This is a genomic window from Photobacterium sp. TY1-4 (assembly GCF_025398175.1).
Classification (GTDB): Bacteria; Pseudomonadota; Gammaproteobacteria; order Enterobacterales; family Vibrionaceae; genus Photobacterium.
The window spans coordinates 3,429,483-3,446,870 of record NZ_CP099734.1; the positions used below are offsets into that span (position 1 = coordinate 3,429,483).

Annotated in this window: 16 protein-coding genes; 8 read left to right on the forward strand and 8 right to left on the reverse strand. The window is 57.6% G+C overall.

What is annotated here, in order from left to right; translation table 11 throughout:
* Window positions 1-73: 73 nt before the first annotated feature.
* Both dtd and NH461_RS15845 read right to left on the reverse strand, forming a co-directional pair.
* Complete coding sequence (gene dtd / locus NH461_RS15840; protein WP_261601232.1) at window positions 74-511, reverse strand: D-aminoacyl-tRNA deacylase; 438 nt, start codon at window positions 509-511, stop codon at window positions 74-76.
* Complete coding sequence (locus NH461_RS15845) at window positions 483-1,463, reverse strand: virulence factor BrkB family protein (protein ID WP_261601233.1); 981 nt, start codon at window positions 1,461-1,463, stop codon at window positions 483-485. Before NH461_RS15845 ends, dtd begins: the two co-directional genes overlap by 29 nt.
* A 102-nt stretch (window positions 1,464-1,565) precedes the next feature.
* On the opposite strand from NH461_RS15845, the gene NH461_RS15850 reads away from it, so the two are divergent.
* Window positions 1,566-2,207, forward strand: coding sequence for a DUF2959 domain-containing protein (locus tag NH461_RS15850; protein ID WP_261601234.1), 642 nt, complete (start codon window positions 1,566-1,568; stop codon window positions 2,205-2,207).
* Here the strand turns inward: NH461_RS15850 and NH461_RS15855 are convergent.
* Together NH461_RS15855 and typA are read right to left on the reverse strand one after the other, a co-directional pair.
* Window positions 2,204-2,734 (reverse strand): AAA family ATPase, encoded by a 531-nt coding sequence (locus NH461_RS15855; RefSeq protein ID WP_261601235.1) that lies wholly within the window; start codon window positions 2,732-2,734, stop codon window positions 2,204-2,206. The two genes, NH461_RS15850 and NH461_RS15855, sit on opposite strands and share 4 nt — an antisense overlap.
* A 128-nt stretch (window positions 2,735-2,862) precedes the next feature.
* Entirely contained in the window at window positions 2,863-4,692 is a 1,830-nt protein-coding gene (gene typA / locus NH461_RS15860) for a translational GTPase TypA (RefSeq protein WP_261601236.1), read from the reverse strand.
* 473 nt (window positions 4,693-5,165) lie between these two features.
* On the opposite strand from typA, the gene glnA reads away from it, so the two are divergent.
* From glnA to NH461_RS15895, 7 genes are all read left to right on the forward strand, one after another.
* On the forward strand, window positions 5,166-6,575 hold the full coding sequence (glnA, locus tag NH461_RS15865; RefSeq protein ID WP_261601237.1) for a glutamate--ammonia ligase: 1,410 nt from the start codon (window positions 5,166-5,168) through the stop codon (window positions 6,573-6,575).
* 156 nt (window positions 6,576-6,731) lie between these two features.
* Entirely contained in the window at window positions 6,732-7,265 is a 534-nt protein-coding gene (locus NH461_RS15870; RefSeq protein ID WP_261601238.1) for a DUF4124 domain-containing protein, read from the forward strand.
* Between the two features lie 122 nt (window positions 7,266-7,387).
* Window positions 7,388-8,437, forward strand: a complete 1,050-nt coding sequence (glnL, locus tag NH461_RS15875) for a nitrogen regulation protein NR(II) (RefSeq protein ID WP_261601239.1) — start codon at window positions 7,388-7,390, stop codon at window positions 8,435-8,437.
* A gap of 55 nt (window positions 8,438-8,492) precedes the next feature.
* Window positions 8,493-9,908 carry a nitrogen regulation protein NR(I) gene (glnG, locus tag NH461_RS15880; protein ID WP_261601240.1) on the forward strand — a complete coding sequence of 472 codons (1,416 nt, stop codon included), beginning with the start codon at window positions 8,493-8,495 and terminating at the stop codon, window positions 9,906-9,908.
* 185 nt (window positions 9,909-10,093) lie between these two features.
* Window positions 10,094-12,652, forward strand: coding sequence for a GGDEF and EAL domain-containing protein (locus NH461_RS15885; RefSeq protein ID WP_261601241.1), 2,559 nt, complete (start codon window positions 10,094-10,096; stop codon window positions 12,650-12,652).
* Window positions 12,653-12,719: 67 nt separating this feature from the next.
* Window positions 12,720-13,721 (forward strand): adenosine deaminase, encoded by a 1,002-nt coding sequence (gene add / locus NH461_RS15890; RefSeq protein ID WP_261601242.1) that lies wholly within the window; start codon window positions 12,720-12,722, stop codon window positions 13,719-13,721.
* A 191-nt stretch (window positions 13,722-13,912) separates the two neighbouring features.
* Window positions 13,913-14,041, forward strand: coding sequence for a hypothetical protein (locus tag NH461_RS15895; protein WP_261601243.1), 129 nt, complete (start codon window positions 13,913-13,915; stop codon window positions 14,039-14,041).
* Window positions 14,042-14,123: 82 nt separating this feature from the next.
* Here the strand turns inward: NH461_RS15895 and hemN are convergent, their stop codons facing one another.
* From hemN to NH461_RS15915, 4 genes are all read right to left on the reverse strand, one after another.
* Window positions 14,124-15,497, reverse strand: coding sequence for an oxygen-independent coproporphyrinogen III oxidase (hemN, locus tag NH461_RS15900; protein WP_261601244.1), 1,374 nt, complete (start codon window positions 15,495-15,497; stop codon window positions 14,124-14,126).
* A 204-nt stretch (window positions 15,498-15,701) separates the two neighbouring features.
* On the reverse strand, window positions 15,702-16,172 hold the full coding sequence (locus NH461_RS15905; protein WP_410000114.1) for a DUF2489 domain-containing protein: 471 nt from the start codon (window positions 16,170-16,172) through the stop codon (window positions 15,702-15,704).
* A gap of 12 nt (window positions 16,173-16,184) precedes the next feature.
* Entirely contained in the window at window positions 16,185-16,724 is a 540-nt protein-coding gene (yihI, locus tag NH461_RS15910) for a Der GTPase-activating protein YihI (protein ID WP_261601246.1), read from the reverse strand.
* Window positions 16,724-17,365 (reverse strand): class I SAM-dependent methyltransferase, encoded by a 642-nt coding sequence (locus NH461_RS15915; protein WP_261601247.1) that lies wholly within the window; start codon window positions 17,363-17,365, stop codon window positions 16,724-16,726. The genes yihI and NH461_RS15915 overlap by 1 nt, the downstream gene beginning before the upstream one ends.
* Between the last annotated feature and the right edge of the window lie 23 nt (window positions 17,366-17,388).

The window sequence follows — 17,388 nt, forward strand, 5'->3', positions numbered from 1 at the left end:
TCCCTGTCGGCACTCATCCCTGAGCTGCCGCATCTGGTCTGCGCAAGGCACACCACCGGTCCATCCGAACCAGCTACACCTGTAACCAGAAGGTCACCGGCCCGTCATTGAGCAGCGCAACTTTCATGTCCGCCGCAAAAATGCCGGTTTGGGTGTTGATGTCCTTTGCCTTGCAGCAAGATACAAAATAGTCATACCAACGCTCAGCATCCGCCGGTGCCGCACCGGCAGAAAAGCTCGGCCGCATCCCGCTCTTGGTATCCGCCGCCAGGGTAAACTGCGATACCACCAGCACGCTGCCGCCGGCTTGCTGCACATTGAGGTTCATTTTTCCGGCGTCGTCTTCAAACACCCGGTACCCTAACACTTTATCCCGCAAACGTTGCGCTTTGGCTTCATCATCGCCTTTTTCCACGCCCAGCAGGACCAGTAACCCTTTACCGATCGTGCCTGTGGTCTTACCCTCAACGGTCACACTGGCTTCACTTACCCGTTGGATCAGCGCAATCATGCTGTTGCTCCTTTATATCGTCACGACGGTCATTGCCGGATGCCTGCGCATCCGCCTGTTGTTTGGCCGCGGCTTCTTTGGCTTGTTGCCGCGCTGCCGGATGCCAGTGTACACCTTCTCCTAGACTGGCGGTAATCTCCGCCCCGAGCAAGACAATGCACCAAACCAGGTAGACCCAGACAAACAGGATCGGCACCACGGCCAGGGCGCCGTAAATCAGCTGATACGACGGGAAATTGGTAATATACAAAGCAAAGCCCTTTTTGCTCAGCTCAAACAGGATACTCGCCGTCAGGGCACCGACCAGGGCATGACGAAAACGCACCTTGGTGTTCGGCACCAGCAAGTAAAGGCCAAGAAAGGCACTGGTCGACATCATCACCGGCAGGCCACGCAAGAATTGCTGCAGCGCCCCACTGGCCATCTCACTGCCAAGCAGGTTCAGCGAGCCAAGATACGAGCTGACGGCGATACTGCTGCCGAGCAAAATCGGCCCGAGCGTCAGCACCATCCAATAAATCGAAAACGAAATCACCGGCCGGCGCTTCTCATGCACCCGCCAGATATAATTGAGGGTGGTATCGACGGCGGAAATCAGCATCAGGGCGACCACAAACAGCGCCCCGATCCCCACCGCCGTCATCTTGCCGGCATTGGCGACAAACTCATTGAGGTACTGCTTCACCACCTCTCCGGCCGCCGGGACAAAATTCTCAATCACGAAATTTTGCAGTACCTCGCCCAAGCCGGCAAAGACCGGGAAGGTCGACAGTGCCGACAGCACCACGGTCACCAGCGGGACCAGCGACAGCAAGGTGACATAAGCCATCGAGCCCGCCGCGACCGTCAGCCGATCATGACCGATGCGCCGCAACAGGTACTTAAAGTACGCCAGTACTGCCGGGAACCGCTGCGGCCAATTCCCCTTGCCAGTTAGATGTTTGTCAGCCATAGTCTGTGAATTCTATTTATCTGTTTTTATAGTCAAAATAGTTGGTCAGCCCGCAGATGACAACTACGACTGCCGTCTGCCCAACCGCGCAGGAGCCCATTTATGCCCTATTTGCTCATCGCCTTGCTCAGTTTAACCATCCTGCCGGGCTGCCAGAGTGCCTATTATTCGGCCATGGAACAGGTCGGGGTCCATAAACGGGAGATCATGGTCGACCGCGTCTCCGAGGCCAACGAAGCCCAGCAAGATGCCCAGACCCAGTTTACCCGTGCGCTGGATGCCCTGAAGACCATCCATCAGTTCGATGGCGGGGATCTGGAAGAGGCTTACGACACCATCAACGATCAGTACGAAGCCAGCAGTGACGCCGCCGACAAGGTCCGCAGCCGGATTGCCGCCATTGAGGATGTCGCCGATGCCCTGTTTGACGAGTGGGAAGATGAACTCTCCCTCTACACCAGCACCAACCTGCGCCGCGACAGTGAGCAAAAACTCAAGCAAACCCGTGCATCCTACCAGCGGATGCTGAGTGCCATGCACCGCGCTGAGCAAAAGATGACGCCGGTGCTCAATACCCTGCGCGATAACACCCTGTATCTGAAACACAACCTCAATGCAGCCGCCATCGGCTCCCTGCAGGGCGAGTTCCAATCACTCCAACGCGATATCCAGCGTGCGATTCAGGACATGGAAACGGCAATTGCCGAGTCTGAGCACTTTATTGCCCAGCTCAAGCGCAGCTAAACCAACCGGATCCGGGCCAGCACCCAGCCGGCCCGCTCATCCACACGCCCCCAGGGCACCTCAAGCACCTGATAGCCCAGCGCCTGATACGTCTCGACCAGTTGCCGGTGAATCTGCTCGGCTTCCGCAAAGCTGTGCGGCCGCTCCTCATCCTGAACGTAAATCTCGCGCTTCGGCGCGCAGCAAAACACCGTTGGGTGATAGCCCCGTGCCGCCTGGTGGTAATCCACCGGGATCGGCGCGCCACCAATGGCCAGGTAGGCACAAATATCCCCAATCGCCCGATCGACAAACGCCGGCATGGTGCCTTCTGCCGCTAACCTGCGGTGCTCGCTCATGGCCGACAGGCACAGCGCCGCGAAGGCCGGCAAGTCAGTCCAGGGCAAAATGCCCTGCGCCCGCTGTTGCTGCTCACGGATCAGCTGACGGGAGACTTCCGGAAAAACCAGATAGCCTTTGCGCGCAATGGCCTCCAGCAACGCTGTTTTTCCGGCACCGGGTCCCCCGGTGATAATAATCGGTTGCATCACGTTCACGCTCTGTTGATTGAACCGCGCCGATCAGGGCCCAGATACAACTATCCCCTCATGGTAGCACCAATGAGGGGATAGTTTCATAACGTTCTTTAAAGGGTTACCCTTTCAGCGCGCTTTCTTTACTTGGCAGCACGGCTCGCACGTTTACGATCCGTTTCCGTCAGCAGTTTCTTACGAATACGGATGCTTTCCGGCGTCACTTCCACCAGCTCATCATCATCGATGAATTCCAGTGCCTGCTCCAGCGTGTATTTAATTGGCGTCGTCAGCACCTGCGCATCATCGGTACCTGAGGCACGAACGTTGGTCAGCTGCTTCCCTTTCAGGGCGTTCACGGTCAGGTCGTTGTCACGGCTGTGAATCCCGATCACCATCCCTTCGTAAACTTCCACACCGTGGCCGATGAACAGACGACCACGCTCCTGCAGGTTAAACAGGGCGTTCGTCAGCGCTTTACCCGCGGCGTTTGCAATCAGTACACCGTTGATACGTTGACCAATCTCGCCACCTTTGTGCGGACCGTAGTGATCAAACGTGTGGTACATCAGGCCTGAGCCCGACGTCAAGGTCATGAATTCAGTCTGGAAACCGATCAGACCGCGCGATGGCATCACGAAGTCCATACGGACACGGCCCTTGCCGTCCGGAGACATATCTTTCAGCTCACCTTTACGCAGGCCGATTTTCTCCATGATGCCGCCCTGGTGCTCTTCCTGCACGTCGATGGTCACGGTCTCAAACGGTTCCATCAGCTGGCCGTCTTCTTCTTTGATGATGACTTCAGGGCGTGATACCGCCAGCTCGAAGCCTTCACGGCGCATGTTTTCGATCAGGATCGACAGATGCAGCTCACCACGGCCGGAAACGCGGAATTTGTCCGGGTCATCCGTTTCTTCAACGCGCAGGGCAACGTTGTGAACCAGCTCTTTTTGCAGACGCTCAAGGATGTTGCGTGACGTCACGTACTTGCCTTCTTTACCGGCAAACGGCGAGGTGTTGACCTGGAAGGTCATGGTCACAGTCGGCTCGTCAACCGACAGGGCCGGCAGCGCTTCAACCGTGTTCACGTCACAGATGGTGTCAGAGATTTTCAGCTCGCCCAGACCGGTAATCGCGATGATATCGCCGGCAGTGGCCTGATCCACTTCATGACGCTCAAGGCCCAGGTAACCCAGAACCGTCCCCACTTTACCGTTGCGGGTCTTGCCGTCAGCGCCAACCACGGTCACCTGCTGGTTTGGTTTCACCGAACCACGAGTCACACGGCCCACACCGATCACGCCCACATAAGAGCTGTAGTCCAGCTGAGAGATTTGCATTTGCAGCGCACCCTCAACATCGACGTCCGGCGCAGCAACGTTATCCACGATCGCCTGGAACAATGGTTCCATGTTCTCGCCCGTTTCGCCTTCTTCCAGCGTCGCCCAGCCGTTCAGTGCAGAAGCGTAAACCACTTGGAAGTCCAGCTGCTCGTCGGTCGCACCCAGGTTGTCGAACAGGTCAAACACCTGATCCATCACCCAGTCAGGACGGGCGCCCGGACGGTCAATCTTGTTAATAACCACGATTGGCTTCAGGCCGTGTGCAAACGCTTTCTGGGTCACGAAACGCGTCTGTGGCATCGGGCCGTCAACGGCATCAACGATCAGCAGTACCGAGTCAACCATCGACATAATCCGCTCAACCTCACCACCGAAGTCGGCGTGTCCCGGAGTATCAACGATGTTGATGCGGAAATCGTTCCAGTTGATCGCTGTGTTCTTAGCCAGAATGGTAATACCACGCTCTTTTTCGATGTCGTTGGAATCCATTACGCGTTCTTCAACTTCGCCGCGAGACTCTAACGTGCCAGACTGCTGAAGCAGTTTGTCAACCAGGGTCGTTTTGCCGTGGTCAACGTGCGCAATGATTGCGATATTTCTTAAGTTATCGATCTGTGGATTTGACATGTGTTTTACATTCACTCAGAACATGCAGCGACCGGAAGGTTGCCACGTGGTTAAAAAAACGGCTCATAATCTAACAGATTTTACGTCAAAACCCACCTATTATGTGATTTATATCACCGGCATTTTGATCCGGCCGGATCATCGGCGTGAGTCTCCCCGGCTGACCACCTGATTTTCCGGACAAACCACCGCCATCCCGGTGTCATCTGATTGACAACCCTGCGCCGTAGGCTAATAGTAAAGGCGCGCACCACACAGGTGCCAAACACCCTTCTTGCACCATATTGGTGCTGAATATCACCACATTGGTGCAAGAAATGGATTTTCGAAGCCCGGAATGACGCTAAATGGGCGATTTTGGGGCTTTAAAAAGTTGGCACGGTTCTCGCTATACTAGTTTTAAGTGAACACACTCAGGTTCACCATCTATTATTGCGGCCAGTTGCCCAATCTAACACCGGAGGTTACTTAAGATGTCAGTTGAAAACGTACTCGCGCTGATCCAGGAAAACGAAGTTAAGTTTGTTGACCTACGCTTTACCGATACCAAAGGTAAAGAGCAACACATCTCTATTCCTGCCCACCAAATTGATGCTGACTTCTTCGAAGAAGGCAAGATGTTCGACGGCTCTTCGGTAGCAGGCTGGAAAGGCATTAACGAATCCGACATGGTGATGATGCCGGATGCCTCAAGCGCGGTATTAGACCCATTCACAGAAGATGCGACCCTGAACATCCGCTGTGACATCCTTGAGCCGGCAACTATGCAAGGCTACGACCGTGACCCACGCTCGATCGCCAAGCGTGCCGAAGACTACATGCGCTCAACCGGCATTGCAGACACGGTTCTGGTTGGCCCGGAGCCGGAGTTCTTCCTGTTCGACGATGTGAAGTATGCGACCGACATGTCCGGCTCATTCTTCAAGATTGACGACGTTGAAGCGGCCTGGAATACCGGCAGCGACTTCGAAGGCGGCAACAAAGGCCACCGTCCGGGCGTGAAAGGCGGTTACTTCCCGGTTGCGCCGGTTGACTCTTCTCAGGATATCCGTTCTGCCATGTGTCTGATCATGGAAGAAATGGGCCTGGTCGTCGAAGCGCACCACCACGAAGTGGCCACTGCGGGCCAGAACGAAATCGCGACCCGCTTCAACACCCTGACCACCAAAGCGGACGAAATCCAGGTTTACAAGTACGTTGTCCATAACGTTGCCCACGCCTTCGGCAAAACGGCGACCTTTATGCCGAAACCACTGGTTGGCGACAACGGCTCCGGCATGCACGTGCACCAGTCTCTGGCCAAAGACGGTCAGAACCTGTTTGCCGGCGACAAATACGGCGGCCTGTCTGACATGGCCCTGTACTACATCGGCGGTATCATCAAGCACGCCCGTGCCATCAACGCCTTTGCCAACCCATCGACCAACTCGTACAAGCGTCTGGTTCCTGGATTCGAAGCACCGGTGATGCTGGCTTACTCAGCGCGTAACCGCTCTGCGTCGATCCGTATCCCAGTGGTACCAAGCCCGAAAGCACGCCGCATCGAAGCGCGCTTCCCGGATCCGGCTGCCAACCCATACCTGGCATTTGCCAGCCTGCTGATGGCCGGTCTGGACGGGATCAAGAACAAGATCCATCCGGGCGAAGCGATGGATAAAGATCTGTACGACCTGCCAGCAGAAGAAGCGGCAGAGATTCCAAAAGTGGCTGAATCCCTTGAAGTCGCCCTGAAAGCGCTGGATGAAGACCGTGAGTTCCTGACTGCCGGCGGCGTGTTCTCTGATGATTTCATCGATTCTTACATCGCCCTGAAATCGAAGGACGTTGAGAAAATCAACATGACCACGCACCCACTGGAATTCGAACTGTACTACTCTGTATAAGCAATACGCAGTGTAACCACAGCATGACTTTTAGGCCGGCTTCACAAGCCGGCCTTTTTATCCTTGCCCGGATCGGCCACATCCCCCACCCTGCATCCAAGAGCTCGATCCCAACCCGGAAACCCACCACTCAAACCCATCACGCAGGGAGCCCGTATGAAAGCCATCACGGCCACGATGCTACTCTGTCTGTCTGCCAGCCTGTCCGCCACATCCGTCTATACCTGGCAAGATACACAGGGCGTCACCCATTTCTCCGATCTGCCCCAGCCCGGTGCAACCCCCCTGCTCCTCGACCCACCGGCAACCCTGACCCTGAGCCAACCGGCCCCGACGACGCCCCCGGCACAACCCGAGCCAGCAACACTACCGCCGCTGCTCCTGACGCTGGATTCGCCAGCCGATCAACAGACCCTACGCGACAATCGCGGCATCATCGCCGTCACCCTGTCGGCCAACCGCCCGCTCGCCCAGGACGAACAGGTTCTGGTGCTGCTTGATGGTGCACCTTATGCCGCGCCCCAGGCCACATTGACCTGGCAACTGCACAATATCGATCGCGGCAGTCACCGCCTCCGGGCACAAGTGCTCAAAGACGGCAAGGTTATTGCATCATCTCAAGACATTACTGTCTTTTTGCATCGGGCATCTGTGCGCCAGCAAACCACACCCGGGCCTGAGCCCAAATAAACTCGCCGCCGCACAATTTTCCGTGCACGATTGCAGACAGGCAGGTTACACTTAGTTGCACCAACATGGTGCAATGTCAGTTCATTGCACGCAACAGAACTGGGTCGACAAGGATGAATACAGTGACTGCCTCATTTACACCGCTGATCCTGGATAACATGGTCACGGCGATACTTCTGCTTGATGAAGGGCTGACGATCCGCTACGTTAACCCGGCGGCCGAGCAGCTGCTGTCGTACAGTAAGCGCCGGCTCCATCATGCCCACTTCCCGGCGCTGCTCCAGCACTCCTCGCTGGACCTCGGGTTGATCCAGGCGACGCTGCAAAGCGGGCAGGGCCTGGCAGACAGTGACGTCACCTTTGTGATTGACGGGCGCCATTACACACTGGAGGTCAACGCCAGCCCGCTGTCGTGGCAAAAAGAGCTGCTGATCCTGCTCGAACTCAAGCCCATCGACCAACAGCGCCGGATCAGCCAGGAGCTGAGCCAGCATGCCCAACAACAAGCCGCCCGGGAGCTGGTCCGCGGGCTGGCCCATGAAATCAAGAACCCGCTCGGCGGCCTGCGCGGCGCGGCGCAACTGCTGGAGAAAACCCTGCCCGATCCCAGCTATACCGAATACACCCAGATGATCATCGAGCAGGCCGATCGGCTGCGCAATCTGGTCGACCGCCTGCTGGGCCCCCAACGCCCGGGGGCGCGGAAAATCGACAATATTCACGTGGTGCTGGAAAAAGTCCGCCAACTGGTGGCGCTTGATTCCGCCAGCCAGATCCACTTTCACCGTGACTACGACCCCAGCCTGCCCGACTTCACCATGGATCCGGAGCAGCTGCAGCAGGCAATTCTCAATATCGTCAGCAATGCCGCCCAGGCGTTGCAGCAACACGGCGGCGGCAACATCACCCTGAAAACCCGTACCGATCATCAGACGCTGATCCAGGGCACCCGCTACCGGGTCGCGGCCAAAATCGACATCATTGATGACGGCCCGGGGATCCCGGGCGATATCCAGGACACCCTGTTCTACCCCATGGTCACCGGGCGCGAAGGGGGCACCGGGCTGGGGCTGTCGATTGCCCAGAACCTGGTCGATCAGCACCACGGCAAAATTGAGGTGGTCAGCTGGCCGGGCCATACCGAGTTTTCAATTTACCTGCCGATTAAATGATCCGGCCGCACCAAAACGCAATGCATAACGACAAGACAACTAGAGAGGACGTGATATGAGCAAAGGACTAATTTGGGTCGTCGACGATGACAGCTCAATTCGCTGGGTACTAGAGCGAACCCTCACGGCCGCCGGGCTCAAATGTGACACCTTTGCCGACGCCGACAGCGTCCTGGATGCGCTGGAGCGCAATGTCCCGGACGTCCTGGTCTCCGATATCCGGATGCCGGGCACGGACGGCCTGGCCCTGCTGCGCACCCTGCACCGGGATTACCCGTCACTGCCGGTGATCATCATGACCGCCCACTCCGACCTCGATGCAGCCGTCAATGCCTACCAGGAAGGGGCCTTTGAATACCTGCCCAAGCCGTTCGACATTGACGAGGCGGTGAACCTGGTCGAGCGCGCCGTGACCCACAGCCAGGAGCAAAAACGCCAGCAACAGCCGGACACGGAAACCAAAAGCGCACCGGAAATCATCGGCGAGGCCCCGGCAATGCAGGAAGTCTTCCGCGCCATCGGCCGCCTGTCCCGCTCATCCATTTCCGTGCTGATCAATGGGGAATCCGGCACCGGCAAAGAGCTGGTCGCCCACGCCCTGCACCGTCACAGCCCGCGCAGCCACAAAGAATTCATTGCCCTCAATATGGCCGCGATCCCAAAAGATTTGATCGAGTCCGAGCTGTTCGGCCATGAAAAGGGCGCGTTTACCGGCGCCAACAGCGTCCGCCAGGGCCGCTTCGAGCAGGCGAACGGCGGCACCCTGTTTCTGGATGAAATCGGGGATATGCCGCTCGATATCCAGACCCGGCTGCTGCGGGTGCTGGCCGACGGCCAGTTTTACCGGGTCGGCGGCCATTCGCCGGTCAATGTCGATGTGCGGATCATCGCTGCCACCCACCAGAATCTGGAGCGGCTGGTCGCCCAAGGCGATTTCCGGGAAGATCTGTTCCACCGCCTCAACGTGATCCGGGTCCACCTCCCGGCCCTGAAAGATCGGCGCCAGGATATTGCCCAGCTCACCCGCCACTTTCTCCAGCGCGCCTCGGACGAACTCGGCGTCGAAGTCAAAACCCTCCACCCGTCCGCCGAGGCGGTACTGACCGAGCTCGACTGGCCGGGCAATGTCCGTCAGCTGGAAAATACCTGTCGCTGGCTGACAGTCATGGCCAGCGGCAACGAAATCCTGCCGGCCGATCTGCCGCCGGAGCTGCTCCAGGCCGAGCCCCGCCTCAGCGAAGACAACGCCAACGGGCACTGGGAACAGGCGCTGGAGCGCTGGGCGCGCGAAACCCTGCAACAAGGCAACCAGAACCTGCTGGGCGAAGCCCTGCCTGCGTTTGAGAAAATCCTGCTGGAAACCGCCCTGGCCCATACCCACGGCCACAAACAGGAAGCCGCCCGCTTGCTCGGCTGGGGTCGCAATACCCTCACCCGCAAACTCAAGGAGCTGAATGTGACCGCCGACTAAGGTGCCACACGGCGAGACATACCTATCCGGCATACCCTGATGCACAGCCCGCGCAGGCTGCCCGTCAGGCGTCGGATTATCGGCATAGAAATAACATTCCCGGGAGATAACGTTTGCAAGTTCGCGCTATTTCATCGACTATTTGCTCAATATAACTTGCGTAACTTTTATTCACTTAGGAAATAATGCTGAAACATCGTCTGCTGACATTGCGTTTAGCGGTAATGGCTCCCTTTACCGCGCTGTTGTTGTTAACGGTCGGGATTATTGCCCTGGCCCAGCAGCACAGCTATGAGCGTATGCTCGACGAAGTCAGCGGCAAATTGCTGGGCTCCTACACCCGCAGCATCAGCAATGATTTACGCGTGTTTCTCGGCGATCCCTTTAACACCAATCTGACCATCGCCGACAGTATCCAGCGCCACCGGCTGTACCAGCCGCCGCGCCTGACCGGCCTCGAAGCCTACCTCAAAGATGCCATTGCCAGCCTGTATGGCCACCAGCCGCAGATTACCACCATCGGCTTTGGCAGCCGGGACGGTTATTTCATCGGCTTTCGCAAGCAGGAGCTGCGCCAGTTGTCGCTGATGCTCAAAGATCGGCGCACCGATAACGAGCTGCACATCTACCGGGGCGACAGCCATTACAGCGACCTCCGCTACCGGGTAAGCGATTACGACCCGACGACCCGGCCCTGGTACCTGCCGTTTACCCAGACCCGAACACCGGGTTGGGCCGACGTCTATACCAACCAGGATGATACCCAGTCGCTGACCATCTCTGCCGTCAGCCCGGTGATTGACGATACCGACCAACAACTGCTCGGCATGATGGTCACCGATATCAATCTCAGCCGGATCAACCAATTCCTGCACCGGGAAAGCCGCAACTTTTCCGGCAGTACCTATATTATTGACCAGCATGATCGGCTGATCGCCAGCTCGGCCCAGTCCGGCAATCCGCAGTTAATCACCAATCTGCCGCGCCCCGATGCCCTGATCACCGCCAGCCAGCAGTTTATGGCCAAGTCCAGCCTGACCGGCCGCGACAGCGCCCGCTCGTTTGAGTTTAGCCATGACAATATCCGTTATTTCAGCCGGATCACCCCCTACCATGACGAATACAACCTGAACTGGCATATTGTGGTGATCATGCCCGAAAGCGAGTTGCTCGGTCAGTTGCCGCAACTGCAGGAAACCGGGTTACTGGCCGCCATGCTGCTGGCCGGCTGCGGGCTCATCGCCGGATTGTTCATCCTGAAGAAAATCACTCAGCCGATCACCGACATTGCCCGGGCCTCGCAACAAATCAGCGAAACCCACTGGCAAGTCGACGTACGCCCGACGTTCCGGCTCCAGGAAACCGACCAGCTGACCTCGGCCTTCACCGCGATGTCGGCGCGACTGCAGCACTCTTTCAATACCCTGCGCAAACAGGTCCTCTACGATACCCTGACGGGGCTCCTGAGCCGGGAAGGCCTGCTGGAAGCAACCAAAGCGCCCCACGCCGGACAACAGGCCACCCTGATGATCATCGGCCTCAAGGCGTTTAGTAATATCAATGACGGCATCGGCCATCTCAATGGCGATCGGCTGCTGAGGCTGATCGCCCAGCGCCTGCAGCGCAACCTGCCCGGGGCTGCCCTGCTCAGCCGGATCGATCGCTACGAATTCGCGGTGTTCATTCCCGATCTGGGCCCGGCTCACGACGCCGAATCGATTGCCGACCTGCTGCTGACCTCCTTCTCGATGCCGTACCGGGTCAACGATATCGAAATCATCGTCTCGGCACGCATCGGGGTGATCGACGGCATCTTGCAGCAACACGGAATGGCCGAATGGCTACGCAATGCCAGCCTGGCCCTCAATGCGGCCAAGCGGCAGGACGACCACCCAATCCGGTATTTCACCCCGGCGTTGCTGGAAGCCTCCCAGGAAAAAACCCGGCTGGCGGCCGAGCTCAACCGTGCCCTGGAAAACCAGGAATTCGAGGTGCACTACCAACCGCTGATCGCCCTGGACAGCGGCACCCTGTGCGGCGCCGAAGCCCTGGTCCGCTGGCGCAGCCCGAGCCGGGGGCTGGTTCCGCCGTTTCAGTTTATCCCGCTGGCGGAAGAGAACGGGATGATTAATGAGCTGGGCGATCAGATCCTGCGCCAGGCCTGCCGGGAGACCCAGGGCATGATCGCGCGTGGCGCCTGGCCGGCCGGCTTCATGCTGCATGTCAACCTGTCGGTCCGCCAACTGCAACAGCCCGATTTCGTGCTGCAGCTCAAATCGATCCTGGCCGACACCAGCCTGTGCACGAGCAACCTGACGCTGGAAATCACCGAATCCCGGCTGATCAGCCAGCCGCAGCAAGTCACCCAGACCCTGCGCCAGTTGCGCCGGCTCGGGATCCACATTGCCATTGATGATTTCGGCACCGGCTACTCCTCGCTGGCCTACCTGGCCGATCTGCCGTTTGACAGCCTGAAAATCGATCGGGCCTTTGTCAGCCAGATGAGTGCCAGTACCAACTACACCCCGGTGATCACCGCCATCATCACCCTGGCTCGCCATTTTCAGGCCGAGATCGTCGCCGAAGGCGTCGAAACCCTCGATCAGGCCGAACGGCTGAAATCACTCGGGTGCCATTACGCCCAGGGCTATTATTACGCCAAACCCCTGCCGCTCAGCGATTGGTCAACAGCTCCGGTAAGCGTCGCGGCAAATTCTGCCGACACCGAATCATCCGTGCGCTAACTATAATGATCGAGAATCGTTCTTTGCGTATACTGACGCACCAATTTTCAGCGGGATGACGAGTATCATGATTACCAAGCACCTTCCTTTAACCGATTTGCACCGCCATCTTGATGGCAATATCCGGATCCAGACCATCCTTGAGCTGGGCCAACAATTTGGCATGGCTTTACCCGGTCATGATATCGAGTCCCTGCGCCCGCATGTGCAGATTGTCGAAGCAGAGCCAAGCCTGGTCGCGTTCCTGTCCAAGCTTGACTGGGGCGTTGCCGTTCTGGGCGATCTGGACGCCTGCCGCCGCGTGGCCTACGAGAATGTTGAAGACGCGCTCAATGCCAAAATTGACTATGCCGAGCTGCGCTTTTCACCGTACTACATGGCGATGAAACACCAGCTGCCGGTGGCTGGCGTGGTCGAGGCCGTGGTGGATGGTGTCCGCGCCGGTTGCCGTGACTTCGGTATCCGGGCCAACCTGATCGGGATCATGAGCCGCACCTTCGGCACCCAGGCCTGCCAGCAGGAGCTGGATGCGCTGCTGACCCAGAAGGACCATCTGGTCGCCGTCGATCTGGCCGGGGATGAGTTGGGCCAGCCGGGCGTTCAGTTTGTCTCCCACTTCACGCAAGTGCGCGATGCCGGCCTGCAGGTGACAGTCCACGCAGGTGAAGCGGCCGGTCCGGAGAGCATGTGGCAGGCCATTCGCAAGCTGGGCGCGGTCCGTATTGGCCACGGGGTCAAAGCGATTGAAGATCCGGCCCTGATGGACTATCTGGCAGAGCACAAGATCGGGATTGAGTCATGCCTGACCTCCAACATCCAGACCAGCACCGTCGCCTCGCTGGCAACCCACCCGGTGAAGCAATTCCTGGATCACGGTATCCTGGCCTGTCTGAACACCGATGATCCGGCGGTCGAAGGGATTGAGCTGCCCTACGAGTACGAGGTTGCCGCACCGAAAGCCGGACTGACCGACGCTCAGATCCGCCAGGCGCAGATCAACGGCCTGGAGCTCGCCTTCCTGTCTGCTACCGAAAAACAAGCACTTCGGGACAAAGTGGCACAACGCTAATCCCGCCCCTCAAAAAAACGCAATCAGCCGGGCATTTTTTGCACAAATGCAATTTCATTCCGGCTGATTTTGCGTAAAATACGCCCACTTTCTCCCCACCGCCAACCCACTTTTGATCCGCACTGGCTTCAGCGCTGACCTTTAGGTTGCGGGAGAACTTCACGATCCACCACCCGATTCAGGACACACACATGCTGGACAGTTTTCTCTCTATCAGTATGGCGCTTCCTGCCGTCAGTGAAGTGGCAGCCAATGGCCCGGGCCATTTTGCTGCCAGTGTACTGGCGCTGTTAACCGCCTTCAATTTATTTGGCAACTGATCGCAAAAGCCCTCATGCTGACCATTCAGCATGAGGGCTTTTTTGTCAGGGCCGTTTCCGGCCCGAACCCGTGCGAAGACGGCTAGATCACCCGGGAGAACTGCTGCTGCCGGGCCCGATCGCGCAGGTATTTGTCGAAACACATACAGATATTACGGATCAACAACCGCCCCCTCAGCGTCACCCGGATGGTGCGCTCATCCACGCTCACCAGCCCGTCATTGATAAAGGTCTGTAAAAGTTGCAAATCTTCGGCAAAGTACTGGTCAAAATTCAGGTCAAAGCGGGTGGCAATGTCGGTTTTATCCAGCTGGAAATTACAGATCAGCGCTTTAATCACCTCGCGGCGCAGCAAGTCATCGCCATCCAGCGAGACCCCTTTCCACAGCGCTTCCCGTTTGTCGCCGACACTGGCGTAATACTTCTTCAGCTCTTTCTGGTTCTGGGCGTAACAGTCGCCAATCATCGAAATCGCCGACACCCCCAGCCCCAGCAGATCGCACTCGCCCTGGGTGGTGTATCCCTGGAAGTTACGATGCAGAATGCCGTGGCGCTGCGCCACCGCCAGTTCGTCATCCGGCAGGGCAAAGTGATCCATGCCGATAAACTGATAGCCGGCGCCGGTCAGGGTGGCGATGGTGTCTTGCAAAATCGCCAGCTTCTCGTTGGCGGCCGGGAGGTCGGCTTCCAAAATTTTCCGTTGCGCAGCAAACAGGCTCGGCATATGGGCGTAATTGAACACCGACAGGCGGCCCGGCTTCATGGTCAGCACCTGTTGCAGGGTCTTGGCAAAACTCGCCTGATCCTGTTTCGGCAGCCCGTAGATCAGATCCAGGTTGGTCGAACGGAACCCCAGCTCTTTGGCACGTGCCACCAGCGCAAAAATAAAGGCTTCATCCTGCTCGCGGTTCACCAGCTTTTGCACTTCTTTATTGAAGTCCTGCACCCCGATACTCAGGCGGTTAAACCCTTCGCTGCGCAGGTGATCGAGCATATCGAGTTCAATTTCACGCGGGTCGATCTCAATACTGATTTCGGCATCAGGCGCAAAGTCAAACTGCTCGCGCAGCAGGCCGACCAGGCGGCTGATCTGCGCTTTGGTCAGAAACGTCGGCGTGCCGCCGCCCCAGTGCAGCTGGGTGACGGTCCGATCGCCGAGCAACCCGGCGCGCTGGCGGATCTCCTGCTCCAGGGCGTCGAGGTACTGATCCGCCTTGTGCTGGTGACGGGTAATGATTTTGTTGCAACCACAGTAGTAGCACAGCTTGTGACAGAACGGGATGTGCACATACAGCGACAACGGCCGCTCCGGATACTGTGCACACGCCATATCAAACTCCGCCGACGTGAAGGCTTCATGGAACTCCAGGGCGGTCGGGTAGGAGGTGTAGCGGGGACCTGAATAATTGTACTTTTCTATCAGCGCCTGATCCCAAATTATCTGCTCATTTGACATGACGTATTTCCACTACTGTTCTGGGGTTAATTGCAAAGGCCAAGTGTGCCACAACTTGATAAAGATGTAGATGTTTTACTTATTACAGTGCGCGGAAATGATGACTTGCTCAGAGTTTACGGCCTTATCTTCCTGCGCCGGGTGTCAGCATACAGTATAGATAAGGCCGAGTGCTGCCGGGGAGGCAGCATTGAGGCGGGAGGCTCAGGCTTTCAGGGCCAGGACTAAGTCCAGCTCGCGTTTGATGTCGTCCATCAACCGGGCTTCGGCTTTCATCCGCGTCATATCGAGCTGCATCCGCTCACGCTTTTCCAGCGTTTTGCGCGCTTCGCCCCGCGGCATTTCTTTGACCACCTGATACAACTCATGCATCGCCGGGTACTGATCGGCAAAATCGACCTGATGATCGCCTTGCAGCACCTCCATCAGCTTGTACAAGCGGATGGTCACTTCCGACACATCGCACTCATCCTGCTTCCCGGCCTGGGCAATAATCAGCACGCTTTCCATAATATTGGCATTGCGCTGTTTGATGCCCTCGGCTTCCAGCCGCTGCGCCCGGGCCAAAAAGGCCTTGTGGCGTTGGTTCTGCTGATACAGTTTGAACAGCAGATAACCGGCGTACCCCGCCAGCACGGCAACCACCGCGCTGGCCAATCCAAACCACAACGTCACATTCTGCAAGGCTTACTCCTTGTCGAAATCGTCAAAATCCATGTTTTCAAACTTATCCAGCAGGTCGTCATCGTCATCGTCATCTGACGGTGCCGCAGCAACGACTTCAACCTCGTCGTCTTCCAGCAGGCCCAGCTGATTCATCAACTGCTCAATCCGATCCAGTTTCTGGTCGACCTGTTTTTGCAATCCGGCGCCCAGGTTTTCACCGGCCTCAATCCGATCCAGCAGCACCATCAGCTGGCTGTCATTTTCCAGCATGGCCAGCTCCTGCTCGGCGCTGAGACGACGCTCTTTCTTGGTCATCGGCTTCTTCGCCTCGACGATCAGCGGCACCGGCTTCTTGCTGCCATGGCGCGGATCTTTCGCGCGGGCCTGGGCACGGCTGTCGGCCACCGAGCCGTCGGAGTGACGGCTGCCGGTCTTCAGACCTTTACGCTTACGTGCCTTCTTGCGCAGACGCCCTTCCTGCTCCAGCTGGTTGGTTGATTTCTGGGTATATACTGCCGGGCCTTCTGAGCCCGGCTTACGGCTCTTTTTCTTACGGGTCATTACTGGGTTTTCCTCAGCAAAATTACATCATTTCCAACAAATTCCACACTCAGGCCATCTCGCCGGGCCAGAAAGCGGAACGTTTCGCGGCTGAAAAAGCTCACGTGGGTTGGGTCGTTCTTATAGTGCCAGCGGGCAAATGCCTCGGCATCCGTCGCCAGCTTGGTCATCAGCCCCAGCCATCCGCCGGGCTTGACCATGTTGAGTAACAGCGCCCACTCCCTGGCCGGTGTATAAAAGTGTTCAATCGCTTCGGTACAAGTGACAAAATCATATGTTGCCTCCAGGAGCGCCGGCTCATCGGCAAAATACGGATCATAGATCGCCATCTGATGTCCCATCTCTGCCAGCATGACAGACAAGGTCGGGCCCGGACCGCAGCCAAAATCCAGCCCGTCGAGCGGCGCCGGTCCCAACCGCTCGCTCAGCGGCTCGGCCAGGCGGTTGAGAAAGCGTCGGTAGCCCTGATCGGCCGGGTTGTTCTCATGCTGATCATAGACCGCCTTTTCGTCCGCCGGGGCCAGCAATGCCGCCGGATCTGCAAAGATCAACGCACAGGCCTGACAGCGGAAATAAGCACGAAGGCGATCTTCAACAAACGCATCAGCCGACTGATGTTGACACAGCGGGCAGGTCTGCATGGCTTACTCTCTCCTACGCTTCG